This is a genomic window from Pseudomonas sp. 57B-090624 (genome assembly GCF_003234055.1).
Classification (GTDB): Bacteria; Pseudomonadota; Gammaproteobacteria; order Pseudomonadales; family Pseudomonadaceae; genus Metapseudomonas; species Metapseudomonas tohonis.
In genome coordinates this window covers 61,435-87,220 of record NZ_QKRU01000015.1, presented here as the reverse complement: position 1 = coordinate 87,220, position 25,786 = coordinate 61,435, and the positions used below count along the sequence as shown (strand labels likewise).

Genomic DNA, 25,786 nt, shown 5'->3' with positions numbered 1-25,786 from the left:
GATGCGCGTGCTGTTTCGCGTGGACGCCTCGCCCGTCATCGGCAGCGGTCACCTGATGCGCTGCCTGACGCTGGCCCGCGAACTGCACGAGCAGGGCGCCCGCCTGAGCTTCGCCTGTCGCGGCCTGGAAGGCGCGCCCCTGTCGCTGGTGCCGGCCGAATACGAGCTGCTCGAGCTGCCGGCACGCCATGCCGACCCGATGGCCGCTACCGCCGAGGCGCGGATCGACAACCGCGCCGACGCCGAGGCGTTGCATGCGCTGCTGGGCGATCGCCAAGTCGACTGGTGCGTCGTCGACCACTACGGCCTCGACGCCGATTGGCACGGCCTGGCGCGTCGCCATGCGCGGCGGGTCATGGTGCTGGACGATCTGGCCAACCGCCCGCTGGACTGCGACCTGCTGCTGGACCAGGGCCTGCACGCCGCGCCGGAGGCGCGCTATGCCGGCTACCTGGCGCGTGCGGCAACCTGCCTGTTCGGCCCCACCTACGCGCTGTTGCGCGACGAATTCCTGCTGGCCCGCGAGCAGGTCGCCCCGCGTACCGGGGAGCTGAAGCGCGTGCTGGTGTTCTTCACCGGCGGCGACGACCAGGGCGAGACGCTCAAGGCCCTGCACGCGCTGGCCGGCTGGCGGCCGTCACTGCAGGTGGACGTGGTCATCGGCCAGGGGCACGCGGACCGGCAGGCGCTGGACGCCCTGTGTGCTGCCCACGGCTGGCGCCTGCATTGCCAGATCGACTACATGGCCCGGCTGATGGCCGAGGCCGACCTGGCCATCGGCGCCGCCGGCTCGTCGTCCTGGGAGCGTTGCGCCCTCGGCCTGCCAGCGCTGGTGGTGGTGCTGGCCGAGAACCAGCGTGAGCTGGCCAGGGGGTTGCAGGAACTCGACCTGGCCATCGACCTGGGCGAGCACGCCCGCCTTACCCCCATGGACTACCGGCGCGCGCTGGACGGCCTCGATGCCGAGCGGTTGCGCGGGCTTTCCCAACGCGCCTGGGACCTGGTCGACGGCTTCGGCGCCGTCCGGGTCTGCCGCGCACTCCTGGATGCGTCGGTCGGCTCCTGAGCCGGCCGCAGAGGAATCATCAGCATGTCGACACGCCGCTTCGAAATAGCCGGTCGCCCCATCGGGCCCGACGAGAAGCCCTATTGCATCGCCGAGGTGGGCATCAACCACAACGGTGATCTCGACCTGGCCCTGAGGATGATCGAAGTCGCCCGCGAGTCGGGCGCCGATGCGGTGAAGTTCCAGACCTTCAAGGCCGAGGAGTTCTGCGGCGACCCGCAGCAGATGTTCACCTACCAGTCCCAGGGGCGCAGCGTCACCGAATCCATGCTGGCGATGTTCAGGCGCTACGAGTTCAACGAGGCGCAGTGGCGGGCGGTCAAGGCCCATTGCGCCAAGGTCGGCATCACCTTCTTCTCCTCGCCGCAGAACCGCAGCGATCTCGAGGTGCTGCAACGCATCGGCGTGCCGGCGATCAAGGTCGGCTCGGACGATTTCAGCAACCTGCCGCTGCTGCGCCACTACGCCGGCGCCGGGCTGCCGCTGATCCTTTCCTGCGGCATGAGCGACCTGGCCGACGTGCACCAGGCGCTGGAGACGGTGGGCTGGTTCGACGGGGCCCAGGTCGCGCTGCTGCTGTGCACCTCGCAGTACCCGACCCCCGACGCGGACGTCAACCTGGCCAAGCTGGGCACCCTGCAGCAGGCCTTCCCCGGGCTGCTGACCGGTTTTTCCGACCACACCCAGGGGCCCTTGGCCGCCTCCCTGGCGGTGGCGCGCGGGGCGCGGCTGTTCGAGAAGCACTTCACCCTCGACCACGACCTGCCGGGGCCGGATCACTGGTTCTCCGAGAACCCCCAGGGCCTGGCCGAATGGATCGCCCATATCCACCGGGCCGACGCCATCATCGGTTCGCCCTACCTGCGCCCGACACGCGCCGAAGGGGACATGCGCGTGCTCGCCCGGCGCAGCCTCATGGCGCTGCGCGATATCGCCGTGGGCGAACGCCTGGACGAGCACAACCTGGGGCTGCGCCGCCCCGGCAACGGCTTGCCGCCCGCCCTTTACGAGCAGGCGCTGGGCAGCGTCGCGACACGGGCGATCGCCAGTGGCGAGCTGCTGCGCCTGGGGGATTTCGCCCCGGTGGACGCGCCATGAGCGCGGTGCCCGCACCGACCTTCCAGCTGCGCCCGGTGACCCTGGACGACGCCGCGCTGCTGCTGCGCTGGCGCAACGCCGAGCCGGTGCGCCAGTGCATGTACAACACCGCCGAGATCGCCCTGCCCGAGCACCAGAGGTGGTTGCAGCGCGAACTGGCCAACCCGGCCTCGCGCCACCTGTTGCTCGAGCGTGACGGTGCGCCCGTGGGCTACGCCAGCCTCGCGGACATCAGCGAGCGACACCGGCGCTGCACCTGGGGCTTCAATCTCGGGGACGCGTCCCAGCCCCGGGGCACCGGCCTGCGCATGCTGGCGCTGCTCGCCGAGCAGGTGTTCGAGGTGCTGCAGCTGGAGAAGATCTGCTCGGAGGTGCTCGACTTCAATGCGGCCAGCCTGCGGGTCCACCAGCGCCTGGGCTTCGTGGCGGAGGGACGCCTGCGCCGGCACATCCACCGCCCGGATGGAGTCTTCGACGTCGAGGTGCTGGCGCTCTTCGCCGAGGACTGGCGACGCCTGCGCGGGCCACTTCTGGCGGAGCTCTTCGATGAGTGACGCGCGCCGGGTCGCCATCCACCAGCCTGCCTACCTGCCGTGGCTGGGCTACTTCGACCGCATCGCCCGGGTCGACCGCTTCGTCTTCCTCGACACCGTGCAGTTCGAGAAGAACAGCTTCATCAACCGCAATCGCATCAAGACGCCCCAGGGCGCCCAGTGGTTGACGGTGCCGGTGCTCGGCCGGGGCCACCTGGCCAGCACCCTGCGCGAAACCCGCATCGACGAGAGCCGCGACTGGCGCCGCGACCACCTCAAGGCCGTGGCGATGAACTACCGCCGGGCACCACGCTTCGCCGAGCGCTACGCGCAGCTGGAGCAGCTGTACGCCGAGCGCCAGGACAACCTGGCCGAGCTCTGCTGGCGCCAGCTGGGCTTCTGGCTGGATGAACTCGGCATCGAGACGCCCCTGGTGCGTGCCAGCGAGCTGGACGTCGACAGCCGCAAGTCGCAGCTGGTGCTCGACATCTGCCTGGCCCTGGGCGCGGACAGCTACCTGTCCGGCGCCCTGGGCCGGGACTACCTCGACGAGGCCGCCTTCGCCGAGCGGGGTATCGACGTGCATTACCAGGCCTTCACCCCGCCCACCTATCCTCAGCTGTGGGGCGCGTTCGTGCCCGGCCTCGGCGTGCTGGACTGGTGGATGAACAGCGGCGACAGCCGCAGCGAATTCAGGGAGCTGACATGAGTTTTTCCATCGAGTGGGAACAGCGCTACGCCGCCAGCACCCACCTTTCCATCTGGCCCTGGTCCGATGTGGTCAGCCTGACCAAGCGTCATTGCCGCGAGCTCGGCCCCGGCAGGCGTGTGCTGGAGCTGGGCTGTGGCGCGGGCGCCAACATCCCGTTCTTCCAGTCCCTTGGCGTGGACTACCACGCCGTGGAAGGCAGCCCGACCATCGCCGCCCAGTTGCGCGAGCGTCTGCCCGAGCTGGCCGCGACCATCGCCACCGGCGACTTCACCCAACCCTGGCCCTTCGCCCCGGGCTTCGACCTGGTGCTGGACCGCGCCTCCCTCACCTGCAACGGCGAGCAGGCCATCCGCCGCTGCCTGCGCCAGGTGCACGACGCCCTGGTGCCCGGAGGGTTCTTCATCGGCGTCGACTGGTACTCGGTGAACCATTCGGACGCCAGCCGTGGCCAGCCCGATGCCGACCCGCACACCCGCAGCGGCTTCACCGATGGCTCCTTCGCCGGCACCGGCCGCGTGCATTTCTCCGACGAGGCGCACCTGCGTGCGCTGTTCGCCGACTTCGAACTGCTGCACCTGGAGGAGAAGCAGTCGGTGCGCTATGAGCCGGCGGATGGTCATCGCTTCGCCTCCTGGCTGCTGGTGGCGCGCAAGCCGGCGGTGCGGGCATGAACGCCGTGCGCCCGGTCGTGGTGGTGGGCGGCGGCATCGCCGGGCTGTTGGCGGCGAACTGGGTACAGGCCTGCGGCCTGCCCGTGGTGCTGATCGAGCGCGCCGACGCGTGCGGCGGGCTGCTGCGCTCCTACCGCGACGAGGACGGCAATGCGTTCGACCAGGGCACCCACGTCCCGGCGATGACCGGTGATGCGCGGGTCGACCGCCTGCTGTTCGACGAGGCCGGCCTCGACTGGCAGGACGTGCCCGTGTTGCGGGTCGGCAACGTCTTCGCCGGCGTGCTCAACGACCGCAGCCAGTTCATCGACATCAGCGTCCTGGCACCCGGCCTCTACCAGGCCTGCTTCACCGGGCTGCTGAACAGCCTGACCACCGACCGCGACGCCCCGAGCCTCGAAGCGGCGCTGCTCGCGCACTTCGGCGAGCCGCTGGCGCGCGAGGTGTTCTTCCCGCTGCTCAGGCGTTTCTACGTGGCGCCCTTCGACCAGCTCAGCGCGAGCAGCCACCGCTTCCTCGGCTATGGCCGTGTCATCGCCGGCAGCGCCGAGGTGTGCCGGGAGCTCAAGCGCTCGGTGGTCTACGACGCCAAGGTGGCGTTCCGCGACTACCTGGAGGGGCGCAGCGCGGTGCGCCACCGCTACCCCCGCGACGGCGGTGTCGGCAGTTGGGTCGAAGCCCTCTGCGAGCGCCTGCGCGCTGGCGGCGGGCGCATCCTCACCGGCGCCCAGGTCCAGGGCGTCGATCACGCGGCGCAGGTGCTGAGCCTGGCCGATGGCGAGCGGCTGGGCTTCGAGCAACTGGTCTGGACCGCGCCGCTGGCGCTGCTGGCCAGGGCGCTGGGGCTGCCGGTCGCCTCCGCGCCTCCGCGCTTCCTGCCCCTGCGCCTGTTCCATTTCCTGCTGGACCGGCCGGCGGCGTGCGACTGCCATTACCTGTACCTGAACGACCCGGCGGCACGCGCCTTCCGCATCACCCTCTACGACAACGTCCTGGAGCGGAACGAGGCACCCTGGCGCCTGACCGTGGAGGCCCTCGATGCGCCGGGCGAGACCACCGGGCAGCAGGCCGCGGCGGTGTTGCGCGAGCTGCGCGATGCCGGCGTGCTGGCGCCCGGTTGCGAGGCGCGGCTGGTGCTGGAGCAGTCCATCGCCAATGGCTTCCCGGAGGTCACCCTGGCCCAGGAAGCCGCCAACCGCGAGCTGCGCGAGCGCGTGCTGGAGCATGCCCCGGAACTGGTGCTCTGCGGCCGCAACGCCTCGGATGCCTTCTTCACCACCGACGTCCTGCTGGATACCGCCACCCAGCTGGAACGCCGCTTCGGCGTACCCGCCACCCCCGGAGACCCCCGATGAGCAAGGAACGCGTACTGGTCATCGCCGCCCACCCCGACGACGAGGTGCTGGGTTGCGGCGGCAGCATCGCCCGTCATGTCGCCGACGGCGACGAGGTGCAGGTGGCGATCATGGCCCAGGGCCTGTTCAGCCGTGGCACCCCGGAGGAGGCCGAGCAGCAGGCGCTGCGCGATGCCTGCGCCGAGGCCAACCGCATCCTCGGCGTGCAGGGCCTGGAGTGCTTCGACCTGCCGGACAACCGCCTGGACGGCCTCGACCTGCTGGACCTGGTCAAGCCCGTCGAGGCGCTGGTCGCCCGCCACCGCCCGGGCATCGTCTATGCCCACTGGAGCGGCGACGTGAACATCGACCACCGGCGCCTGCACGAGGCGGTGGTCACCGCCTGCCGCCCGCAGCCGGGCCACCCGGTGCACACGCTGCTGTTCTTCGAAATCCCCTCGTCCACCGAATGGCAGGTGCCCCACAGCGCGCCGGCCTTCTGGCCGGGCTGGTTCAACGACATCGGCTCGACCCTCGACACCAAGCTGCGCGCCCTCGACGCCTACGCGATGGAGATGCGCGAATGGCCGCATCCGCGCTCGCTCAAGGCCGTCGAGCACCTGGCCCGCTGGCGCGGCGCCTGCGTGGGCATGGAGGCCGCCGAGGCCTTCGTGCTCGGCCGCCACCTGAACCGACACTGATGGGGCCTGGCCCCTGGAACCGCACATGAATCCGCAGCCGCTTGACGAGAAAGACTGGAGCGCCAACCACCTGGCGCTGTCCGAAGGGCCGCAGCTCTTCGACAACCCCGGCATCGCCCGCCTGCGCCGTGCCGTGGAGGACGACTTCGCCGCCCGCCACCTGGCCGGGCGCGTGGTCGTCGAACCGACCGCCGGTGCCCGCGAGGTCTGGGACGGCGTTCGCGCCTTCGCCGCGCTGCCGGCGCCGGGCGACCTGGCGCACCTGCTGGATCGCTGCACCGAAGGCCTGCGGCCTGCGGGGCGGGTGGTCCTCGACCTGCGCTCGCCCGCCCATTGGCAGGCGGCCTTCGGCGAGTCGCCGGCGGCCTGGCCCGAGCGTGGCCGTGACGACCCGGCGGTGGCGCTCTGCTCGCCTGCCGCGTTGCTGGCGGCGGCCGATGCCCGGGGCCTGAGCCTGGTGGCGCTGGAGCCCTATGCGGGCCTGTGGGACAACGCCTTGCTCTACCTGCGCCTGGAGCGGCGCTTCAAATGGTTGCGGCTGCTGTCCTGGCTCGACAGCGACGAGGCGCTCTTCGGCCTGGCGCTGCAACTGGAGCAGAAGGTGCTCGCCAGGCTCGGCACCTCGGCCAGCGGGCGCTACCTGGTGGCCCTGGAGAAGCGTCGCGACCCGGCCGGCAACGCCGCCTGGGCCGAACGCCTGGCTGCCCGCGAGGCGGTGCTCGCGGCGCCGTCGCTGGCCGGTATCGAGGGCCTGCTGCAGCAGGGCCCCGAAACCTTTGCCGCGCAGACCGCCGGGCCGCTCGGCAGCTTGCGGACCCGGCACGTGCTGTTCCTCCTGCAACAGGCCCTGGCCTTCCATCGCCCCGACTTCGACCTGGAGCCCTGGCTGGCGCCCGAGGTCGCCGAGCAGCTGCGTCGCTGGCAGCGGGCCCAGGCCATCGACGGCCGCAACATGGCCATCGCCCGGGGCTGGGTGGTGGAGCCGATGCTGCGGCAGCGGCAAGGCGTGGACCTGGTCTCCGGCCTCGAGTACCACCTGGCGACCGCGCTGCTGCGCGATTACTTCAAGACCCACAGCGGAGTCAGCTCGTGAAAACCCCCGCCATCGTCAGTTTCCTCTGGGAGCCCCAGGTGGGCGTGCTGAAGGAATTCTTCAAGCGCCACGGCCCGCTCACCGTGGTCACCCTGACCCCGTACATCTCCCAGGCGCTGATCGATATCGTCGACGAGGCCGGTGGCAAGCTCTATGCCATGGACCAGGAGCTCGGCGACATGGGCGCCCAGGGCATACGTGCCGAGTGGGAGCCGCTGCGCGAGCTGTACGGCCAGCACCTGGAACAGGCGCTGCCGGCGCTGCTGGCGGCCGAGGAGGGCGGGGCGCTGGCGCGGGTGATCGGCGCGCGCCTGGATGCCGAGCTGCCGCTGCTGATGACCGTGCTGCATGGCCTGGAACTGGCCCAGCGGCACTACCAGTTGTGCCTGATGATCGGCAGCGAGGACGTGCTGCCGGTGTCCAAGGTGGCGATGCACTGGGCGCGGACCCAGGGCATCCCGTCGTTGCACCTGTCCCACGCCCTGGCGCTGAACGACCCGCACACCGTGCATGCGCACCTGGTGGCGGACATCCATGCGGTCTATGGGCAGCGCGGGCTGGAGGGGTACCTGGACTACGGCGTGCCGGCCGAGCGCCTGCGCGTGACCGGCAACCCGGCCTGGGACAAGTTCCTCAAGCTGGCCGGCGAACGGCTGGTCCACGAGGGCGAGCTGCGACGCCGGCACGCCTTGCGCGAGGGCGAGCCCATCGTGGTGTTCGGCACCACCTGGACCAGCAGCCTGACCGCCCATGGCGACGAAGGCATCTTCGGGCAGACGGTGGGCGCCTTCATCGACGCCTGCGAAACCCTCTTCCGCGCCGGCCTGCAGATCAACCCGATCATCAAGGACCGGCCGCCGAACTATCACTTCGGCGAGCGCCGCTTCAAGGAGCTGCTGGCCGAGCGCGGTGCGGACCCGGCGCGCTATTTCTACCTGGTCGAGGATGGCCCGCTCTGGGCCGCCAGCGCCGACGTGCTGGTGGCGGTGGACTCCAACTACTGCGTCGAGGCGATGCTCTGCGGCACCCCGGCGATCAACCTGCAGCACCCGGCCAACACCCTGTTCGGGCCGTGCTACGACGCCGAGGCGGGCGTGCTGGACGTCGAGCCCGGTGAGCTCGCCGAGGCCATCCGCCTACTGCTGGTGGATACGGCGTTCCGCGAGCGGCAGCAGGCGCTGGCGGCACGGGCGCGTCCCTATTTCAACCTCGGCATCGACGGCCTGGCCTCGGCCCGTGTCGCCGAGCTGATGGGCGAGATGGCCGTGGGCCTGGTGCCCAAGCTACTCGCCTGGCTCGATTCGCGCCTGCCGGTGGCGGCCGAGCGCGCGCTGATCGACGAGCGCCTGGCGCTGTGCAAGGGCGACGGCCCCGTGCTCGGGGTGTTGGTGCTCGAGCGCAACGATGCGCGGGCGCTGGAGCGCACCCTGGCGAGCCTGGAGCGCGCATTGCCGGCGCCGGTGGACGTCACCGTCTTCGGCGCCAGTGCGACGGCCGTGGGCACGCGCGCCGGTTTCGTCCAGGTCTCGCCCGATGATCCCTATGAGGCGATCAACGGGTTCGTCGCCGCAGCCGCCTTCGACTGGGTGCTGCTGGTGGACGCGGGCACCGAGTTCACCCAGGCCGGGCCCTTGCTGTTCTGCCTGGAGCTCGCCGAGGCCCTGGCCCATGAGGCGCAGACCGGCGAGATCATCCACGCCTTCTATGCCGACGAGCTGCAACGTTCGCCCTCCGGTGCCCTGGGGGCGCTGTTCAAGCCGGACTTCAACCTCGATCTGCTGCTGAGCTTCCCGGCCATGCACGGCCGTCACTGGGCGCTGCGCCGGCGCAGCTTCGTCGAGCTGGGCGGCTTCGATCCGGTGTTCGGCGATGCCTGCCGGCTGGACCTCGTCCTGCGCCTGGTCCAGGGCTCTGGCGGCAACGGCCTGCTGCACCTGCCCGAGGTGCTGCTGGTGGCGGATGTCCCCAGCCTGGCCTTCAACCCCGCCGAACAGGTCGCGCTGGAGCGCCATCTGCAGGCCCGTGGCTACCCGGCCACGGTGCAGGCGTTCATGCCGGGGCGCTACCACATCGACTACGGCCACGCGGACCAGCCACGGGTGTCCATAGTGGTGGCGGTGCGTGACCACCTGCCGCTGCTCCAGCGCTGCGTGGAGAGCGTGCTGGAGAAGACCCGCTACGCCCGCTACGAGTTGCTGCTGGTCGACTGCGAGAGCCGGGAGCCGGCGACCCGCCAGTGGCTCGACGGCGTCGAGGCGCTGCAGAGCGAGCAGGTGAAGGTCTGGCGCTTCGCCGGGGCATTCAATTTCTCGGCGACGGTCAATGCCGTGGCGATGGCGGTGGAATCCGACTACCTGCTGCTGCTGAGCCACGACGTGCAGGTGGTGCAGGAGGATTGGCTGGAGCAGTTGCTCAATCATGCCCAGCGCCCGGAAGTGGGGGTGGTGGGTGCCAAGGTGCTCGATTCGATGGGGTGCATCGAGCAGGCCGGCATCGTGCTGGGGTTGCACGACGTCGCCGGGCGCGCCTTCGTCGGTGAGGAGGGCGACGCCCCTGGTTACATGAACCGCTTGCAGGTGACGCAGAACTACAGCGCGGTCGGCTCGGCCTGCCTGATGGTGCGACGCAGCGCCTACATCGAGGTCGGCGGCATGGACGAGGCGCAGCTGAGCGCCTTCTATGGCGACATCGACCTGTGCCTGCGCATCCGCAGCGCGGGTCTGCTGAACGTCTGGACGCCCCATTGCACGGTGCTGCGCGACGGCATCGAGCTGCCCGTGCTGGCCATCGACGGCGCCTTGCAGCGCCAGGCCGCGCTCAAGGCGGCGCGCGAGGAGATGTTGCAGCGCTGGCTGCCGACCCTGGCCCGCGATCCGGCCTACAACGCCAACCTGTCCCTGGCCGGCAATGGCTTCGGCTTCGAATACGGCACGCGGCGGGTGCACCATCCGTTGCTGCCCCAGGTGCTCTGCTACCCGGCGGACGCCACCGGCTGCGGCCACTATCGCGTGCGCCAGCCCTTCGCCGCGCTGCGCGAGGAGGGCCTGATCGACGGCCTGATCAGCGCCGTGCACCTGGCGCCGGTGGAGCTGGAGCGCTTCGGTGCCCGCAGCGTGGTGTTCCAGCGGCAGATCATGGAGCCGCAGATCGCGGGCATGCGCGAGGTGAAGGCCCTCTCCGGCGCCTTCAAGGTCTACGAGCTGGACGACTACCTGCCCAACCTGCCGCTCAAGAGCATGCACCGCGAGACCATGCCCCGGGACATCCTCAAGTCCCTGCGCCAGGCGGTTTCCCTGACCGACCGCTTCGTGGTCTCGACGCAGCCCCTGGCGGAAGCCTTCGCCGACCTGCACCCGGACATCCGCGTGGTGCCCAACACCCTGCCCACCCATTGGTGGGGCAACCTGCGCAGCCAGCGCCGTCGCGGTCGCAAGCCCCGCGTCGGCTGGGCCGGCGGCAGCAGCCACCAGGGCGACTTGGAGCTGATCGCCGACGTGGTGCGCGAACTGGCGGGGGAGGTGGAGTGGGTGTTCTTCGGCATGTGCCCGGAGAAGCTGCGACCGTTCGTCCACGAGTTCCACATGGGCCTGCCCATCGACCAGTACCCGGCCAAGCTGGCCAGCCTGGACCTCGACCTGGCCCTGGCGCCGCTGGAGCAGAACCTGTTCAACGAGTGCAAGAGCAACCTGCGCCTGCTGGAGTACGGGGCCTGCGGCTTCCCGGTGATCTGCAGCGATGCGCTTTGCTACCGCGGCGATCTCACCGCCACCCGCGTGAAGAACCGCTTCCGCGACTGGGTGGACGCCATCCGCATGCACCTGGCCGACCTGGACGCCACGGCCGCCGCCGGCGACACCCTGCGGGCACAGGTGCTGGGCAACTGGATGCTGGAGGGGGACAACCTCGTGCGCTGGCGCTCCGCCTGGCTGCCGGACTGACCGGAGGTCGCCGACGAACGGCGTGGCGAACGGCTAAACCTTCGCTACGCCTGCCGATAACCCTGGTACGAACACTGTTCGAGCCTGCTCGGCAAGCCCAAGGCGAAATAAATTTCAAATTTCCCCTAAAGCTCCACCAGCAAGCGCCGATAAACAGTTCGAATGCGAATTCTAGGGGCACCTGAGCAGCAGGTCCTGAAGGTCGCAAAGCTCAGGTAAATACTAGGTACTTCGGGAGACGCCAAATGGCACTTACAGTCAACACAAACATCGCTTCGCTCAACACTCAGCGCAACCTGAACGCATCGTCCAACTCGCTGAACACCTCGCTGCAGCGTCTCTCCACCGGCAACCGTATCAACAGTGCCAAGGACGACGCCGCCGGCCTGCAGATCTCCAACCGTCTGACCAACCAGATCAGCGGCCTGAACCAGGCGACCCGCAACGCCAACGACGGCATCTCCCTGGCGCAGACCGCTGAAGGTGCCCTGCAGCAGTCCACCAACATCCTGCAGCGTATCCGCGACCTGTCCATCCAGGCAGCCAGCGGCTCGAACAGCGACGCCGACCGCGCCGCCCTGCAGAAAGAAGTGACCGCCCAGCAGGCCGAACTGTCCCGTATCGCCGAAACCACCACCTTCGGTGGCCGCAAGCTGCTGGACGGCACCTTCGGTACCACCAGCTTCCAGGTCGGTTCCAACGCCTACGAAACCATCGACGTGACCCTGAAAGACGCGTCCTCCGCCAAGCTGGGTTCCTACCAGGTCGGTGGCGGTGCCTCCACCAACGCTGCCGGTGCTTCGGCCGCCTCGGTCTCCACCGTCGCAGGCACCCTGGTCACCGGTAGCGGCGGCGCCTTCGCCTCCGGCACCGTGACCGTGGTCGGCAATGGCCAGACCAAGGACGTGAACATCACTGCGACCGACAGCGCGAAGAGCATCGCGCAGAAGTTCGACGGCTCGATCGCCGGCCTCTCTGCCACTGCCCGTACCGTGATCCAGGCCGATGTGAACTTCACCTCCGGTGCTGCCACCTTCAACATGACCGTAGGTTCCAACACCGTTCAGATGGTGGGTGTGACCTCCAACGAAGACCTGGCCAACCAGATCAACTCCAACGCCGGCAAGCTTGGCCTGACCGCCAACTACGACTCGCAGAACGACAAGATCACCATCACCTCGTCCACCGGTGAGACGATCCAGTTCGGCACTGCAACCGGTACCTCCGCAGGCACCATCGACGTGGCCGTACAAGGCAACGACGGTACCTACGGCGCCTCGGCGGACGTGAAGGCGGGTGGGGGCAAGGCCTTCGGTTACGTACAGCTGGATTCCCCGGTATCCTTCGCGGTGACCGGTGCGACCGGTGGTGTGTTCAACGCCAGCTCCTCGACGCTGAACACCGTTGCCAACGTCGACATCTCCACCGCCGATGGTGCCCAGCGCGCCCTGGCAGTGGTCGATAGCGCCCTGGCCGCGATCGACTCCCAACGTGCCGACCTCGGTGCTGTGCAGAACCGCTTCGATAACACCGTAGCCAACCTGCAGAACATCTCCGAGAACGCCGACGCTGCTCGCAGCCGGATCAAGGACACCGACTTCGCAGCTGAAACTGCGACCCTGTCCAAGAACCAGGTTCTGCAACAGGCCGGTACCGCGATCCTGGCCCAGGCGAACCAGCTGCCGCAGTCGGTCCTCAGCCTGCTGCAATAACGCAGGAAGAGCGCCCAGCAACAATGGGGGGAAGGGGATAACCCTTCCTCCCATTTGGCCATTGTGAGGTATGTAAAATGGATATCTCGAACATTACGTCGGTCGGTGCCCTGCCCAGGTTGGCCAAGGACCCCGTTGCCAGCGTAACGCCCGGCCAGGAGGCTGCCAGGACGGTAGCGCCCGCCAGCAATGCGGCAAGCCCCGAAGAGGCGGATGCCCGTTCCCAGGCCCAAGGTGGTGACCTGGAATCGGCGGTCGCCGATATCCAGTCCTTCGTCCAGACGGTGAAACGCGGCCTGGACTTCAACGTCGATGACTCCAGCGGTGAAGTGGTGGTGAAGGTCATCGATACGGACTCCGGCAAGCTGATCCGGCAGATCCCCTCCGAGGAATTGCTGAAGCTCGCTGAACGCCTGGAAGACATCCGCAGTCTGATGTTCGAGGCCAAGGCTTGAGTTGGTACGTTTCTTGAGTGCCAAACTCATGATCGTTCCCCGAAGGGAACTCGGGACGTTTTTTTGACGGAGGTGTGAGATGGCTACCACCATCGGTACGGTTGGATCTGGACTCATCGATATCGATGCCACTGTGAAAGCGCTGGTGGCCAACGCCAGGGCGCCGAAGCAGAACCAGCTCGATACCCTCGAGTCGAAGTCCACGACCAAGCTCACCGCCCTCGGCTCGCTTCGGAGCGCCGTCAGTGATTTCCAGACGGCGATGTCGCTGCTCAACAGCCCCACCAGCTTCCTGTCGCGCACCGCGACCTCGAGCAACACCGCGGCGCTCAACGCCACGGCCAGCCAGAGCGCCATCGGCGGCACCTACAAGATCAACGTCACCCAGCTGGCCACCGGCAGCAAGATCGCGTCCGCCGCATTCGGTACCGGCGCGACCACCAAGTTCAACGAAGGCTCGCTGGACATCAAGATCGGTGGCGACGACGCGCTGACCGTTGCCGTCGACAGCACCAACAACACCCTTTCCGGCATCCGCGACGCGATCAACAAGCAGGGCGCGGCGAAGGGCATCAGCGCCACCATCGTCACCGACAACCAGGGTTCGCGCCTGGTGTTGAGCAGCAGCAAGATGGGCGATGGCAAAGACATCACCATGACCGGCACCAGCACCTCGGGCAGCAACACCGACCTGAGCCAGCTGACCTTCCCCGGCCCGACCCTGAACCCGGCGGACTTCCCGACCACCGCCGAGTACGACGCGGCCGTGGCCAAGGCCGGCAAGACCCTGTCGACCGCCCAGAGCGCGAAGCTGACGGTGGACGGCCTCAACGTGGTGAGCGACTCCAACGCCGTCACCACCGCCATCGATGGCGTCACCCTGAACCTGACCGCCGAGACCGAGGCCAACAAGCCGCTGACCCTGACCGTCTCGCAGAACAGCAGTGCGGTTAAGACCAACGTGCAGAACTTCGTCACCGCGTACAACAAGATGGTCAGCACCATCAGTTCGCTGACCAAGGTGACCACCGTGGAAGGCAGCGACCCTGTGGTGGCGGCGCTGGCCGGCGACTCCACCGCCCGTTCCCTGCTCGCCTCGATGCGCAGCGAGCTGGTCACCCCCAGTGGCGAAGGCTCCGTCAAGGCCCTGGCCAGCCTGGGTATCACCACCAAGCAGGACGGCACCCTGGACCTGGACGCCACCAAGCTGGACAAGGCCATCGCCGCCGATTACCAGGGCATCTCCGATTTCTTCACCGGTGACAACGGCCTGGCCAGCCGCATGACCAAGCAGGCCAAGCCCTATACCGACTCCACCGGTGTCATCGAGCAGCGCAGCAAGGTGCTTCGCGACACCATCAAGGGGGTCGACAAGCAGCAAGAGGCCCTCGACCTGCGCATGACCGCGCTGCAGACCCGCCTGTACAAGCAGTTCACCACCCTTGACTCCCTGCTGGCGCAGATGCAGGGCACCAGCGACAGCCTGACCTCTCAGCTCGATGCACTGCCTGGCCTGACCAAGAAGAACTGACCGAACCCGAGGTTTGGTCAGCTCGCGTCCTAATGACGAAAAAAGCTCAGCAGGAGGCTTAAAGCTCCCGTGAAACCAGCCGATATTATGGACATCGAAGAAACACTGGTTCACGAGGAGTTGCGAGATGAGAGCGATGTTGGCCATGAAGCAGTATCAGCAGGTGAATGTTCAGGCTCAGGTCTCTGATGCAAGCCCTCATCGCCTGATCCAGATGCTGATGGAAGGCGGGCTCGAACGCATGGCTCAGGCCCAGGGCGCGATGATGCGCGACCAGGCCTCACTGAAAGGCGAGCTGATCAGCAAATCCATCGGTATCATCGGCGGCCTCCGCGAGGCACTGGACCCGACTCGCGGTGGCGAAGTCGCGGCCAATCTCGATCGCCTGTACGAATACATGATCGCGCGCCTCATCCACGCCAACAAAGCCAACGACCCTGCGGTTCTCACCGAGGTTGCCGGCCTGCTGCGTGAAGTGAAGTCCGGCTGGGATGCCATAGCGCCCTGAGTTAGGAGAGGAAAATGAGCCAAGCCATGCTCCAGCAGATCGAAGAAACCCGCCTGGCCCTGGTCTCCGCCTTCGAGAGCCAGGACTGGGAAATCGTGAGCCAGCTCGACCGCCAGTGCCGCGACCAGGTGAATGTCGCCATGCTCGATTGCGCCGACATGGAAGAGGGCCTGCGTGCCCAGCTGGAAGCGCTGATCGATGTCTACCGTCGTCTCACCGAAGCCTGTGCCCAGCAGCGCGACCAGGTCGCCGACGAACTCCGCAATCTCGTCCGCTCCAACCAGGGCGCGAAGGTCTATCAGCTGTTCGGCTGATAGCGTCCCGATGCGGCGTCGGCAGGTGATCGGCGCTGCACCCTCAGCCTCTTAGGCTATCTGTCGCCAGACGCAAAAAAAAGCACGCCATAAATTTGACTCTTGGCACTTTTTTGACTTTACTAGTGGCCAATTGCTGGCGTTCATCGGGAATCTGATGGCACCGGTTGCCCTTGTGCCGCTGCAGAGGCGGCATCAGCCCTCGAGCAAAGAACAGAACAAGCATGTGGCGTGAAACCAAGATTCTGCTGATTGACGACAACAGCGATCGCCGCCGTGATCTGGCGGTCATTCTGAACTTTCTCGGCGAAGAGCACCTGGCCTGCGCCAGCCGCGACTGGCGTGAAGCCGTCGGCGCGCTGAACGCCACGCGTGACGTGCTCTGCGTCCTGCTCGGGGATGTCGAGTCCAAGGGTGGCACCACCGAGCTGCTCAAGCAGGTGGCCACCTGGGACGAGTTCCTGCCCGTGCTGCTGATCGACCAGGTGGTCCCGGCCGACTGGTCCGACGAGGTGCGCCGCCGTGTGCTGGCCAGCCTCGAGATGCCGCCCAGCTACAACAAACTGCTGGACTCCCTGCACCGCGCCCAGGTCTACCGCGAAATGTACGACCAGGCCCGCGAGCGCGGGCGCCAGCGCGAGCCGAACCTGTTCCGCAGTCTGGTGGGCACCAGCCGTGCCATCCAGCAGGTGCGGCAGATGATGCAGCAGGTGGCCGATACCGACGCCAGCGTGCTGATCCTGGGCGAATCGGGCACCGGCAAGGAGGTGGTGGCGCGCAACCTGCACTACCACTCCAAGCGCCGCGACGCGCCCTTCGTTCCGGTCAACTGCGGTGCCATCCCTGCCGAGCTGCTGGAAAGCGAACTGTTCGGCCATGAGAAGGGCGCCTTCACCGGTGCCATCACCAGCCGCGCCGGGCGTTTCGAGCTGGCCAACGGCGGCACCCTGTTCCTCGACGAGATCGGCGACATGCCGCTGCCCATGCAGGTCAAGCTGCTGCGCGTGCTGCAGGAGCGCACCTTCGAGCGCGTGGGCAGCAACAAGACCCAGAACGTCGACGTGCGCATCATCGCCGCCACCCACAAGAACCTCGAGCAGATGATCGAGACAGGCGGCTTCCGCGAAGACCTCTACTACCGCCTCAACGTGTTCCCCATCGAGATGGCCCCGCTGCGCGAGCGCGTGGAGGACATCCCGCTGCTGATGAACGAGCTGATCTCGCGCATGGAGCACGAGAAGCGTGGCTCCATCCGTTTCAACTCCGCCGCCATCATGTCGCTGTGCAACCACGACTGGCCCGGCAACGTCCGCGAGCTGGCCAACCTGGTGGAGCGCATGGCGATCATGCATCCCTACGGCGTCATCGGCGTTACCGAGCTGCCGAAGAAATTCCGCCACGTGGATGACGAGGACGAGCAACTGGCCGCCAGCCTGCGCGAGGAGCTCGAAGAGCGCTCCGCCATCGGGGCCGGCCTGCCTGGCGTCAGCAGCCCGGCGATGCTGCCGCCCGAAGGCCTGGACCTCAAGGACTACCTGGGCAATCTCGAGCAGGGGTTGATCCAGCAGGCCCTGGACGACGCCGCCGGCGTGGTGGCCCGCGCCGCCGAGCGCCTGCGCATCCGCCGCACCACCCTGGTGGAGAAGATGCGCAAGTACGGCATGAGCCGTCGCGACGACGAAATGGCAGAAGATTGACGCTTATTTCGTAATTCATTGTTTTAAAAGGATATTTTTTTAGGCACGGGTATTGCTATGTCTCTCTCGACTGACCGTCTCCTGACGGTTTGCCGAGCGAGAGAGAATCATGACCGCCAGTGCCAGCCCATCGCAGAAACCTGAGTCCGCCAGTGCGGCGCCCGTGGAAGAGGCTGGCCGAGCCAGCCTCGAGCAGGCGTTCGCCATGTTCAACCAGATGTCCAACCAGCTGAGCGAGTCGTACAGCCTGTTGGAAGCCCGGGTGACGGAGCTCAAGGGGCAGCTGGCCCTGGTCAGCGCCCAGCGCATGCAGGAACTCGCCGAGAAGGAACGCCTGGCCCTGCGCCTGCAGAGCCTGCTCGACCTGCTGCCCGGCGGCGTCATCGTCATCGACGGCCAGGGCGTGGTCCGGGAAGCCAACCCCGTGGCGCGCAGCCTGCTCGGCAAGCCGCTGGTGGGGATGCTCTGGCGCGAGGTCATCGCCCGCAACTTCGCCCCCCGCAAGGACGACGGTCACGAGATATCCATGAAGGACGGGCGCCGCCTGTCCATCGCCACCCGTTCATTGAACGGCGAGCCCGGGCAACTGGTACTGCTCGCCGACCTCACCGAAACCCGTCGCCTGCAGGACCAGCTGGCCCGTCATGAGCGCCTCTCCGCGCTGGGGCGCATGGTCGCCTCCCTGGCCCACCAGATCCGTACGCCGCTGTCCGCCGCGCTGCTCTATGCCAGCCATCTCACCGAGCAGGTCCTGCCGGTGGAGCAGCAGCAGCGTTTCGCCGGGCGCTTGAAGGAGCGGCTGCACGAGCTGGAGCACCAGGTCCGCGACATGCTGATCTTCGCCCGTGGCGACCTGCCCCTGCCGGATCGCCTGAAGCCGGTGATGCTCTTCGCCGCGTTGCGCTCGGCCGCCGAATCCCATGTCGGTGGCCTCTCCGTGCGCTGGCAGTGCGACGCCAGCGGCGGCGAACTGCTGTGCAACCGCGACACCCTGGTGGGGTCGCTGCTCAACCTCATCGAAAACGCCATCCAGGCCGCCGGCCGCGACGTGCGCCTGAAGATCCACCTGTACAGCCGCAGCGGCACGCTGCGTCTGTGCATCAGTGACAACGGCCCGGGCATGGACGCCGCCACCCTGGCTCGCCTGGGCGAACCCTTCTTCACCACCAAGACCACCGGAACGGGCCTCGGCCTCGCGGTGGTCAAGGCGGTGGCGCGTGCGCACCAGGGTGAGTTGCTGCTCAGCTCCCGCCCCGGTCGTGGCACCTGCGCCACCCTGGTCCTGCCGCTGCTTGGCACGGCACAGCCGGTAATTCAGGAGTAACCCCATGACCGTCAAAGTTCTGTTGGTCGAAGACGACCGTGCCCTGCGCGAAGCGCTTGCCGACACCCTGATGCTCGGCGGCTACGACTTCCGCGAAGCGGATAGCGCCGAGGCCGCCCTGGTGGCACTTGGCGAGGAGCCCTTCGGCATGATGATCAGCGACGTCAACATGCCCGGCATGGATGGCCACCAGTTGCTCGCGCTGGTGCGTACCCGCTACCCGCAACTGCCGGTGCTGCTGATGACCGCCTATGGCGCGGTCGAGCGTGCGGTCGACGCGATCCGCCAGGGCGCCGCCGACTACCTGGTCAAGCCCTTCGAGCCGCGCGCGCTGCTGGAGTTGGTCGAGCGCCATGCCCTGGGACGCGCCAGCGCCGGTGAAGGGGAGGGCCCCGTGGCCCAGGAGCCGGCCAGCCTGCAACTGCTGGAACTGGCCGCCCGTGTGGCCCGCAGCGACTCCACGGTGCTGATCTCCGGTGAGTCCGGTACCGGCAAGGAAGTGCTCGCCCGCTACATCCACCAGCAGTCACCGCGTGCCAACAAGCCCTTCATCGCCATCAACTGCGCGGCGATCCCCGACAACATGCTCGAGGCGACCCTGTTCGGTCACGAGAAGGGTGCCTTCACCGGTGCCATCGCCGCCCAGCCCGGCAAGTTCGAACTGGCCGATGGCGGCACCATCCTCCTCGACGAGATTTCCGAGATGCCCCTGGGCCTGCAGGCCAAGCTGCTGCGCGTACTGCAGGAGCGCGAGGTGGAGCGGGTCGGCGCGCGCAAGCCCATCGAGCTGGACATCCGCGTACTGGCCACCACCAACCGCGACCTCGCCGGCGAAGTGGCGGCGGGGCGCTTCCGCGAGGACCTCTATTACCGCCTCTCGGTCTTCCCCCTGGCCTGGCGCGCGTTGCGCGAGCGCCCGGCGGACATCCTGCCCCTGGCCGAGCGCCTGCTGGGCAAGCACGTCAAGAAAATGAACCATGCCCCGGTGCGCTTCTCCGCCGAGGCGCGCCAGGCGCTGGTCAGCCACCCCTGGCCGGGCAACGTCCGCGAACTGGACAACGCCATCCAGCGTGCGCTGATCCTCCAGCAGGGCGGCCTGATCCAGCCCCACGACCTGTGCCTCACCGCGCCCATCGGCATGGCCGTCGCACCGGTATCGGTACCCCTGAGCCCGGTCGCCGCCGTCGTTCCGGCGCCGGTCGGCCTGCCCGCCAGCCCTGCCGCGCCCGCTGCGGACGCCGCAGGCGCGCTGGGCGAAGACCTGCGTCGACACGAGTTCCAGATGATCATCGACACCCTGCGTTCCGAGCGCGGCCGCCGCAAGGAAGCCGCCGAACGCCTGGGCATCAGCCCGCGCACCCTGCGCTACAAGCTCGCGCAGATGCGCGATGCGGGGATGGATGTGGAGGCGTATCTGTATGCCAGCTGACGCTGAAGTTTGACGCTGGAAGCTTGAAGCCTGAAGCCTGAAGCCGGGTGGGTGTCGCTCTTTGCATCCACCGGTGGGGCTTGGCATGGCTGCGAAGTTCACCGGGCTGAAGCCCCGGGCTACGCGCAGAGTGCGGAAATAAATCAGCCCAGGGGTTGACGGTGTCCGCCGATCCCCCAGGCTCTTCCAGCTTCCAGCTTCCAGCTTCCAGCTTCCAGCTTCCAGCTTCCAGCTTCCAGCTTGCCCGCCTAATTGGCACCCTTGTTGCAACCTCCCCCGCAAAGACCGCTCCAGTGTCAAAAAATTGCGGTCGCGGAGGAATGTGATGAGCCAGGGTGTCGAATTCAATCGCCTGATGTTGGAAATGCGCTCCATGCAGATGGAGGCCATGGCCCGTACCAAGCCCGTGGCCAGCGCTACGCCCGAGGTCAACGCGCCGAGCTTTTCCGACATGCTCGGCCAGGCCGTCAACAAGGTGAACGAGACCCAGCAGGCGTCCAGCCAACTCGCCACCGCTTTCGAGATGGGGCAGAAAGGCGTCGACATCACCGACGTGATGATCGCCTCGCAGAAGGCCAGCGTGTCCTTCCAGGCCATGACCCAGGTACGCAACAAGCTGGTCCAGGCGTATCAAGACATCATGCAGATGCCGGTTTAAGGGCAGGGTTGAGAAATGGCAGACGCGGCAACCGCTAACGTCCCGGCCCAGGCGGGCGAGCAAGGCGAGAAGAAGCCCCTGTTCGGGCTGGCATTCCTGGAAAACCTGTCGCAGATGAGCATGCTGCGCCAGATCGGCCTGCTGGTCGGTCTCGCCGCCAGCGTGGCGATCGGTTTCGCCGTGGTGCTCTGGTCGCAGCAGCCGGACTACCGTCCGCTCTACGGCAGCCTCAGCGGCATGGATGCCAATCAGGTGATGGAAGCCCTGAACGGCGCGGACATCCCCTACAAGATCGAACCCAATTCCGGCGCCCTGCTGGTCAAGGCCGACGACGTCGCCCGTGCCCGCATCAAGCTGGCCGGTGCCGGCATCGCGCCGAACGATGGCAACGTCGGCTACGAGATCCTCGACCAGGAGCAGGGGCTGGGCACCAGCCAGTTCATGGAGGCGACCCGCTACCGTCGGGGCCTGGAAGGCGAGCTCGCACGCACCATCTCCAGCCTGAACAACGTCAAGGGCGCTCGCGTGCACCTGGCCATTCCCAAGAGCTCGGTATTCGTCCGCGACGAGCGCAAGCCCAGCGCTTCGGTGCTGGTCGAGCTGTACCCGGGGCGTTCCCTGGAGCCGAGCCAGGTGATGGCGATCGTCAACCTGGTCGCCACCAGCGTGCCGGAACTGGACAAGGGCCAGGTCACGGTCGTGGACCAGAAGGGCACGCTGCTGTCCGACCAGCAGGAGCTTTCCGAGCTGTCCATGGCGGGCAAGCAGTACGACTACACGCGTCGCATGGAAAGCCTGTTCACCCAGCGCGTGCACAGCATCCTGCAGCCGGTGCTGGGCAATGGCCGCTACAAGGCCGAAGTGTCCGCGGATGTCGACTTCAGCGCGGTTGAGTCCACCGCCGAAATGTTCAACCCGGACCAGCCCGCGCTGCGCAGCGAGCAGAAGCTCAATGAGGAGCGCCAGGCCGCCTCCGGTCCGCAGGGCGTGCCCGGTGCGCTGTCCAACCAGCCCCCGGGCCCGGCCACGGCCCCGCAGCAGGCGGCTCCGGCCGCTGCCGCACCGGCCGTGGCGCCCGGTCAGCCGATCCTCGACGACAACGGCCAGCAGATCATCGACCAGGCCACCGGCAAGCCGATGCTGGCGCCGTACCCGACCGACAAGCGCGACCAGACCACGCGCAACTTCGAGCTGGATCGCTCCATCAGCTATACCAAGCAACAGCAAGGTCGCCTGCGCCGGCTTTCCGTCGCCGTGGTGTTGGACGACCAGGTCAAGGTCAACGCCCAGGGCGAGACCACCCATGTACCCTGGACGGCCGACGAGATCGCCCGCTTCACCCGCCTGGTGCAGGATGCCGTTGGCTTCGATGCCAGCCGTGGCGACAGCGTCAGCGTGATCAACACCCCGTTCGTCGGCGGGGGCGAGGAGGTGATCGAACTGCCGTGGTACGAGCAGGTCTGGTTCCAGATGCTGACGTCGGGCCTGAAGCAGCTGTTCCCGGCGCTGCTGATCCTGATCCTGGTGTGGTTCGTGCTGCGTCCCGTGCTCAACAACATCTCCGGCGGCGGCAAGGGCAAGGACCTGGTCGGCGGCGGTCGCGACGGCGACGTCGAGCTGGGCGAAATGGGTGGGCTGTCCGGCGAGCTGTCCGATGATCGGGTGAGCCTCGGTGGGCCGCAAAGCATCCTGCTGCCGAGCCCGAGCGAGGGGTATGATGCACAACTGAACGCGATCAAGAGCCTGGTAGCCGAAGACCCGGGCCGCGTGGCCCTGGTAGTCAAAGAGTGGATCAACGCCGATGAGTGATAATCGCGCCCCGGTCAAGCTGACCAAGGTGGACAAGGCCGCCATCCTCCTGCTTTCCCTCGGCGAGACCGATGCCGCGCAGGTGCTGCGCCACATGGGCCCGAAGGAAGTGCAGAAGGTCGGCGTGGCGATGGCGCAGATGCGCAACGTGCACCGCGAGCAGGTCGAGCAGGTGATGGGCGAGTTCGTCGAGATCGTCGGCGACCAGACCAGCCTGGGCGTCGGTGCCGACGGCTACATCCGCAAGATGCTCACCCAGGCCCTGGGCGAGGACAAGGCCAACAACCTGATCGACCGTATTCTGCTAGGCGGCAGCACCAGCGGCCTGGACAGCCTGAAGTGGATGGAGCCGCGCGCCGTGGCCGATGTCATCCGCTACGAGCACCCGCAGATCCAGGCCATCGTGGTCGCCTACCTCGACCCGGACCAGGCCGGCGAGGTGCTCAGCCACTTCGACCACAAGGTGCGCCTGGACATCATCCTGCGCGTGTCCTCGCTGAACACCGTGCAGCCTTCCGCGCTCAAGGAACTCAACCTGATCCTCGAGAAGCAGTTCGCCGGCAACGCCAGCTCCACCCGCACCACCATGGGCGGCGTGAAACGCGCGGCGGACATCATGAACTTCCTCGACAGCTCGGTGGAGGGCCAGCTCATGGACTCCATCCGCGAAGTGGACGAGGACCTGTCCAGCCAGATCGAGGACCTGATGTTCGTCTTCGACAACCTCGCCGACGTCGACGATCGCGGCATCCAGGCGCTGATGCGCGAGGTGTCCTCCGATGTGCTGGTGCTGGCCCTCAAGGGGTCGGACGAGGCGATCAAGGAGAAGGTCTTCAAGAACATGTCCAAGCGCGCGGCCGAGCTGCTGCGCGACGACCTCGAGGCCAAGGGCCCGGTCCGCGTCAGCGACGTGGAGACCGCGCAGAAGGAAATCCTCACCATCGCCCGTCGCATGGCCGAAGCCGGAGAAATCGTGCTCGGCGGCAAGGGCGGCGAAGAAATGATCTGAGGCCCGCCCGATGGCTACCAAGGAAGCGCAGAGCGAGCTGATCCGCGCCAAGGACGTGAGCGCCTTCGACCGCTGGTCCCTGCCCAGCTTCGACCCCGAAGGGCCCGCCGATGTGGCCGAGGAGCCGGTCGAGCCCGTCCGGCAGCCGGACGCACCGGCCACCGCCGAAGCCGCTGAAGCCGCCCCGACGCTGGAAACGCCCCAGGCGATCGAGGAGGTCGAGCCCGAGGCCGTCAAGCCGCTGACGCTCGATGAGCTGGAAGCGATCCGCCAGGACGCCTACAACGAGGGCTTCGCCACCGGCGAGAAGGACGGTTTCCACGCCGGCCAGATCAAGGCGCGGCAGGAGGCCGAGGTGGCCACCAATGCGCGCCTGGAGTCCCTGGAAAGCCTCATGGGCCAGCTCATGGCGCCCATCGCCGAACAGGACCAGCAGCTGGAAGAGGCCATGGTGCACCTGATCGGGCAGATGACCCGCCAGGTCATCCAGCGCGAGCTGGCGATGGACTCCAGCCAGATCCGCCAGATCCTGCGCGAGGCCCTGAAGCTGCTGCCCATGGGCGCCAGCAACCTGCGCATCCACATCAACCCGCAGGACTTCGAGCTGGTGAAGGCCCTGCGCGAGCGCCACGAAGAAACCTGGCGCATCCTCGAGGACGAGACGCTGCTGCCCGGTGGCTGTCGCATCGAGACCGAGCACAGCCGCGTCGACGCCAGCATCGAGACGCGCATGAGCCAGGCGCTCAAGCAGCTGTTCGACCAGCAGCGCGAGCAGAAGGTGCACCCGCCGGCCGCCGACATCGCTCTCGACCTGAGTGCCCCGGAACACCCCCATGCGTCTTGAGCGCATCAGCTTCGCCAAGCGCCTCGGCGGCTACGCCGATGCCGTACGGCTGCCCACCCAGCCGGTGGTGGAAGGACGCCTGCTGCGCATGGTCGGCCTCACCCTCGAGGCCGAAGGCCTGCGCGCCGCGATCGGCAGCCGCTGCCTGGTGATCAACGACGACAGCTACCACCCGGTGCAGGTCGAAGGCGAGGTCATGGGCTTTTCCGGCAACAAGATCTACCTGATGCCCGTCGGCAGCCTCGCCGGCATCGCACCGGGCGCGCGCGTGGTGCCGTTGCCAGATACCGGGCGCCTGCCCATGGGCATGTCCATGCTCGGTCGTGTGCTCGATGGCGCCGGGCGTGCCCTGGATGGCAAGGGCGGGATGAAGGCCGAGGACTGGGTGGCGATGGACGGCCCGGTGATCAACCCGCTCAACCGTGACCCCATTTCCGTGCCGCTGGACGTCGGCATCCGCTCCATCAACGGCCTGCTCACCGTTGGCCGGGGCCAGCGTCTCGGCCTGTTCGCCGGCACCGGCGTCGGCAAGTCGGTGCTGCTGGGCATGATGACCCGCTTCACCGAGGCGGAGATCATCGTCGTCGGCCTGATCGGCGAGCGGGGCCGCGAGGTCAAGGAATTCATCGAGCACATCCTCGGCGAGGAGGGCATCAAGCGCTCCGTGGTGGTCGCATCCCCTGCGGACGACGCCCCGCTGATGCGCCTGCGCGCCGCCATGTACTGCACGCGCATCGCCGAGTACTTCCGCGACAAGGGCAAGAACGTCCTGCTGCTGATGGATTCGCTGACCCGCTTCGCCCAGGCCCAGCGGGAGATCGCCCTGGCCATCGGCGAGCCCCCGGCGACCAAGGGCTACCCGCCATCGGTGTTCGCCAAGCTGCCCAAGCTGGTGGAGCGTGCCGGCAACGGCGAGAAGGGCGGGGGTTCCATCACCGCCTTCTACACCGTGCTGTCCGAGGGCGACGACCAGCAGGACCCGATCGCCGACGCGGCGCGTGGCGTGCTCGATGGCCACTTCGTGCTGTCACGACGCCTGGCGGAGGAGGGGCACTATCCGGCCATCGACATCGAGGCGTCGATCAGCCGGGTCATGCCCCAGGTGGTCAGCCCGGAGCACATGAAGCTGGCCCAGCGCTTCAAGCAACTGTGGTCGCGCTACCAGCAGAGCCGCGATCTGATCAGCGTCGGGGCCTATGTCGCCGGTGGCGACGCCGACACCGACCTGGCCATCGCCCGGCATCCGGCCATGGCCCGCTACCTCCATCAGGGGCTCAACGAAAGCGAGCCGCTGGCGCAGAGTGTCGAAGGCCTGGCAGCGGTGCTGAACACCGGCAACGCGGGCTGATG

General features: G+C 67.6%; 22 protein-coding genes. All 22 read left to right on the top strand.

Features of this window, described 5'->3' with window-relative positions; translation table 11 throughout:
- The first annotated feature begins 1 nt into the window (after position 1).
- The 22 genes from pseG to fliI all read left to right on the top strand — a co-directional run bounded on the left by pseG (position 2) and on the right by fliI (position 25,784).
- The gene (pseG, locus tag DMX10_RS09800; protein WP_111260909.1) at positions 2 to 1,066 is read left to right on the top strand and encodes a UDP-2,4-diacetamido-2,4,6-trideoxy-beta-L-altropyranose hydrolase; all 1,065 of its coding nucleotides are present in this window, start codon (positions 2 to 4) and stop codon (positions 1,064 to 1,066) included.
- Positions 1,067 to 1,090: 24 nt separating this feature from the next.
- Positions 1,091 to 2,164, top strand: a complete 1,074-nt coding sequence (locus DMX10_RS09795) for an N-acetylneuraminate synthase family protein (RefSeq protein WP_111260908.1) — start codon at positions 1,091 to 1,093, stop codon at positions 2,162 to 2,164.
- Positions 2,161 to 2,718: a UDP-4-amino-4,6-dideoxy-N-acetyl-beta-L-altrosamine N-acetyltransferase gene (gene pseH / locus DMX10_RS09790; RefSeq protein ID WP_111260907.1), complete on the top strand. Its 558-nt coding sequence runs from the start codon at positions 2,161 to 2,163 to the stop codon at positions 2,716 to 2,718. Before DMX10_RS09795 ends, pseH begins: the two co-directional genes overlap by 4 nt.
- Positions 2,711 to 3,406: a WbqC family protein gene (locus tag DMX10_RS09785; RefSeq protein ID WP_158545589.1), complete on the top strand. Its 696-nt coding sequence runs from the start codon at positions 2,711 to 2,713 to the stop codon at positions 3,404 to 3,406. Before pseH ends, DMX10_RS09785 begins: the two co-directional genes overlap by 8 nt.
- Positions 3,403 to 4,080 (top strand): bifunctional 2-polyprenyl-6-hydroxyphenol methylase/3-demethylubiquinol 3-O-methyltransferase UbiG, encoded by a 678-nt coding sequence (locus tag DMX10_RS09780; protein WP_111260905.1) that lies wholly within the window; start codon positions 3,403 to 3,405, stop codon positions 4,078 to 4,080. Before DMX10_RS09785 ends, DMX10_RS09780 begins: the two co-directional genes overlap by 4 nt.
- Entirely contained in the window at positions 4,077 to 5,435 is a 1,359-nt protein-coding gene (locus DMX10_RS09775) for an FAD-dependent oxidoreductase (RefSeq protein WP_111260904.1), read from the top strand. The genes DMX10_RS09780 and DMX10_RS09775 overlap by 4 nt, the downstream gene beginning before the upstream one ends.
- Complete coding sequence (locus DMX10_RS09770) at positions 5,432 to 6,115, top strand: PIG-L deacetylase family protein (protein ID WP_111260903.1); 684 nt, start codon at positions 5,432 to 5,434, stop codon at positions 6,113 to 6,115. The genes DMX10_RS09775 and DMX10_RS09770 overlap by 4 nt, the downstream gene beginning before the upstream one ends.
- Before the next feature lie 25 nt (positions 6,116 to 6,140).
- Complete coding sequence (locus tag DMX10_RS09765) at positions 6,141 to 7,208, top strand: hypothetical protein (protein WP_111260902.1); 1,068 nt, start codon at positions 6,141 to 6,143, stop codon at positions 7,206 to 7,208.
- The gene (locus DMX10_RS09760; protein WP_111260901.1) at positions 7,205 to 11,146 is read left to right on the top strand and encodes a glycosyltransferase; all 3,942 of its coding nucleotides are present in this window, start codon (positions 7,205 to 7,207) and stop codon (positions 11,144 to 11,146) included. The genes DMX10_RS09765 and DMX10_RS09760 overlap by 4 nt, the downstream gene beginning before the upstream one ends.
- 245 nt (positions 11,147 to 11,391) lie before the next feature.
- Positions 11,392 to 12,858, top strand: a complete 1,467-nt coding sequence (locus tag DMX10_RS09755; protein ID WP_111260900.1) for a flagellin — start codon at positions 11,392 to 11,394, stop codon at positions 12,856 to 12,858.
- Between the two features lie 77 nt (positions 12,859 to 12,935).
- Positions 12,936 to 13,313 carry a flagellar protein FlaG gene (locus DMX10_RS09750; RefSeq protein ID WP_111260899.1) on the top strand — a complete coding sequence of 126 codons (378 nt, stop codon included), beginning with the start codon at positions 12,936 to 12,938 and terminating at the stop codon, positions 13,311 to 13,313.
- A gap of 79 nt (positions 13,314 to 13,392) precedes the next feature.
- Positions 13,393 to 14,844: a flagellar filament capping protein FliD gene (gene fliD, locus DMX10_RS09745; RefSeq protein WP_111260898.1), complete on the top strand. Its 1,452-nt coding sequence runs from the start codon at positions 13,393 to 13,395 to the stop codon at positions 14,842 to 14,844.
- Positions 14,845 to 14,971: 127 nt separating this feature from the next.
- Positions 14,972 to 15,352, top strand: coding sequence for a flagellar export chaperone FliS (fliS, locus tag DMX10_RS09740; RefSeq protein WP_111260897.1), 381 nt, complete (start codon positions 14,972 to 14,974; stop codon positions 15,350 to 15,352).
- A gap of 14 nt (positions 15,353 to 15,366) precedes the next feature.
- Positions 15,367 to 15,666 carry a flagellar protein FliT gene (locus DMX10_RS09735; protein ID WP_111260896.1) on the top strand — a complete coding sequence of 100 codons (300 nt, stop codon included), beginning with the start codon at positions 15,367 to 15,369 and terminating at the stop codon, positions 15,664 to 15,666.
- Between the two features lie 224 nt (positions 15,667 to 15,890).
- Positions 15,891 to 17,363 carry a sigma-54 dependent transcriptional regulator gene (locus tag DMX10_RS09730; RefSeq protein WP_111260895.1) on the top strand — a complete coding sequence of 491 codons (1,473 nt, stop codon included), beginning with the start codon at positions 15,891 to 15,893 and terminating at the stop codon, positions 17,361 to 17,363.
- Positions 17,364 to 17,472: 109 nt separating this feature from the next.
- Positions 17,473 to 18,687 (top strand): PAS domain-containing sensor histidine kinase, encoded by a 1,215-nt coding sequence (locus DMX10_RS09725; protein ID WP_111260894.1) that lies wholly within the window; start codon positions 17,473 to 17,475, stop codon positions 18,685 to 18,687.
- A 4-nt stretch (positions 18,688 to 18,691) separates the two neighbouring features.
- Positions 18,692 to 20,116 (top strand): sigma-54-dependent response regulator transcription factor FleR, encoded by a 1,425-nt coding sequence (gene fleR, locus DMX10_RS09720; protein ID WP_111260893.1) that lies wholly within the window; start codon positions 18,692 to 18,694, stop codon positions 20,114 to 20,116.
- Between the two features lie 325 nt (positions 20,117 to 20,441).
- Entirely contained in the window at positions 20,442 to 20,774 is a 333-nt protein-coding gene (fliE, locus tag DMX10_RS09710; RefSeq protein ID WP_111260891.1) for a flagellar hook-basal body complex protein FliE, read from the top strand.
- Positions 20,775 to 20,789: 15 nt separating this feature from the next.
- Entirely contained in the window at positions 20,790 to 22,583 is a 1,794-nt protein-coding gene (fliF, locus tag DMX10_RS09705) for a flagellar basal-body MS-ring/collar protein FliF (protein ID WP_111260890.1), read from the top strand.
- Positions 22,576 to 23,592, top strand: a complete 1,017-nt coding sequence (fliG, locus tag DMX10_RS09700; protein WP_111260889.1) for a flagellar motor switch protein FliG — start codon at positions 22,576 to 22,578, stop codon at positions 23,590 to 23,592. Before fliF ends, fliG begins: the two co-directional genes overlap by 8 nt.
- 10 nt (positions 23,593 to 23,602) lie before the next feature.
- Positions 23,603 to 24,436 (top strand): flagellar assembly protein FliH, encoded by an 834-nt coding sequence (gene fliH / locus DMX10_RS09695; protein WP_111260888.1) that lies wholly within the window; start codon positions 23,603 to 23,605, stop codon positions 24,434 to 24,436.
- Positions 24,426 to 25,784, top strand: coding sequence for a flagellar protein export ATPase FliI (fliI, locus tag DMX10_RS09690; protein ID WP_111260887.1), 1,359 nt, complete (start codon positions 24,426 to 24,428; stop codon positions 25,782 to 25,784). Before fliH ends, fliI begins: the two co-directional genes overlap by 11 nt.
- Positions 25,785 to 25,786 lie beyond the last annotated feature (2 nt).

Coding starts and splice junctions, on each gene's coding strand:
- fliG (WP_111260889.1), top strand. CDS start 22,576: ATGAGTGATAATCGCGCCCCGGTCAAGCTGACCAAGGTGGACAAGGCC.
- DMX10_RS09755 (WP_111260900.1), top strand. CDS start 11,392: ATGGCACTTACAGTCAACACAAACATCGCTTCGCTCAACACTCAGCGC.
- fliF (WP_111260890.1), top strand. CDS start 20,790: ATGGCAGACGCGGCAACCGCTAACGTCCCGGCCCAGGCGGGCGAGCAA.
- DMX10_RS09725 (WP_111260894.1), top strand. CDS start 17,473: ATGACCGCCAGTGCCAGCCCATCGCAGAAACCTGAGTCCGCCAGTGCG.
- fliD (WP_111260898.1), top strand. CDS start 13,393: ATGGCTACCACCATCGGTACGGTTGGATCTGGACTCATCGATATCGAT.
- pseG (WP_111260909.1), top strand. CDS start 2: ATGCGCGTGCTGTTTCGCGTGGACGCCTCGCCCGTCATCGGCAGCGGT.
- DMX10_RS09795 (WP_111260908.1), top strand. CDS start 1,091: ATGTCGACACGCCGCTTCGAAATAGCCGGTCGCCCCATCGGGCCCGAC.
- fliE (WP_111260891.1), top strand. CDS start 20,442: ATGAGCCAGGGTGTCGAATTCAATCGCCTGATGTTGGAAATGCGCTCC.
- DMX10_RS09735 (WP_111260896.1), top strand. CDS start 15,367: ATGAGCCAAGCCATGCTCCAGCAGATCGAAGAAACCCGCCTGGCCCTG.
- fliI (WP_111260887.1), top strand. CDS start 24,426: ATGCGTCTTGAGCGCATCAGCTTCGCCAAGCGCCTCGGCGGCTACGCC.
- fleR (WP_111260893.1), top strand. CDS start 18,692: ATGACCGTCAAAGTTCTGTTGGTCGAAGACGACCGTGCCCTGCGCGAA.
- DMX10_RS09785 (WP_158545589.1), top strand. CDS start 2,711: ATGAGTGACGCGCGCCGGGTCGCCATCCACCAGCCTGCCTACCTGCCG.
- DMX10_RS09730 (WP_111260895.1), top strand. CDS start 15,891: ATGTGGCGTGAAACCAAGATTCTGCTGATTGACGACAACAGCGATCGC.
- fliH (WP_111260888.1), top strand. CDS start 23,603: ATGGCTACCAAGGAAGCGCAGAGCGAGCTGATCCGCGCCAAGGACGTG.
- DMX10_RS09770 (WP_111260903.1), top strand. CDS start 5,432: ATGAGCAAGGAACGCGTACTGGTCATCGCCGCCCACCCCGACGACGAG.
- pseH (WP_111260907.1), top strand. CDS start 2,161: ATGAGCGCGGTGCCCGCACCGACCTTCCAGCTGCGCCCGGTGACCCTG.
- DMX10_RS09780 (WP_111260905.1), top strand. CDS start 3,403: ATGAGTTTTTCCATCGAGTGGGAACAGCGCTACGCCGCCAGCACCCAC.
- DMX10_RS09765 (WP_111260902.1), top strand. CDS start 6,141: ATGAATCCGCAGCCGCTTGACGAGAAAGACTGGAGCGCCAACCACCTG.
- DMX10_RS09775 (WP_111260904.1), top strand. CDS start 4,077: ATGAACGCCGTGCGCCCGGTCGTGGTGGTGGGCGGCGGCATCGCCGGG.
- fliS (WP_111260897.1), top strand. CDS start 14,972: ATGAGAGCGATGTTGGCCATGAAGCAGTATCAGCAGGTGAATGTTCAG.
- DMX10_RS09750 (WP_111260899.1), top strand. CDS start 12,936: ATGGATATCTCGAACATTACGTCGGTCGGTGCCCTGCCCAGGTTGGCC.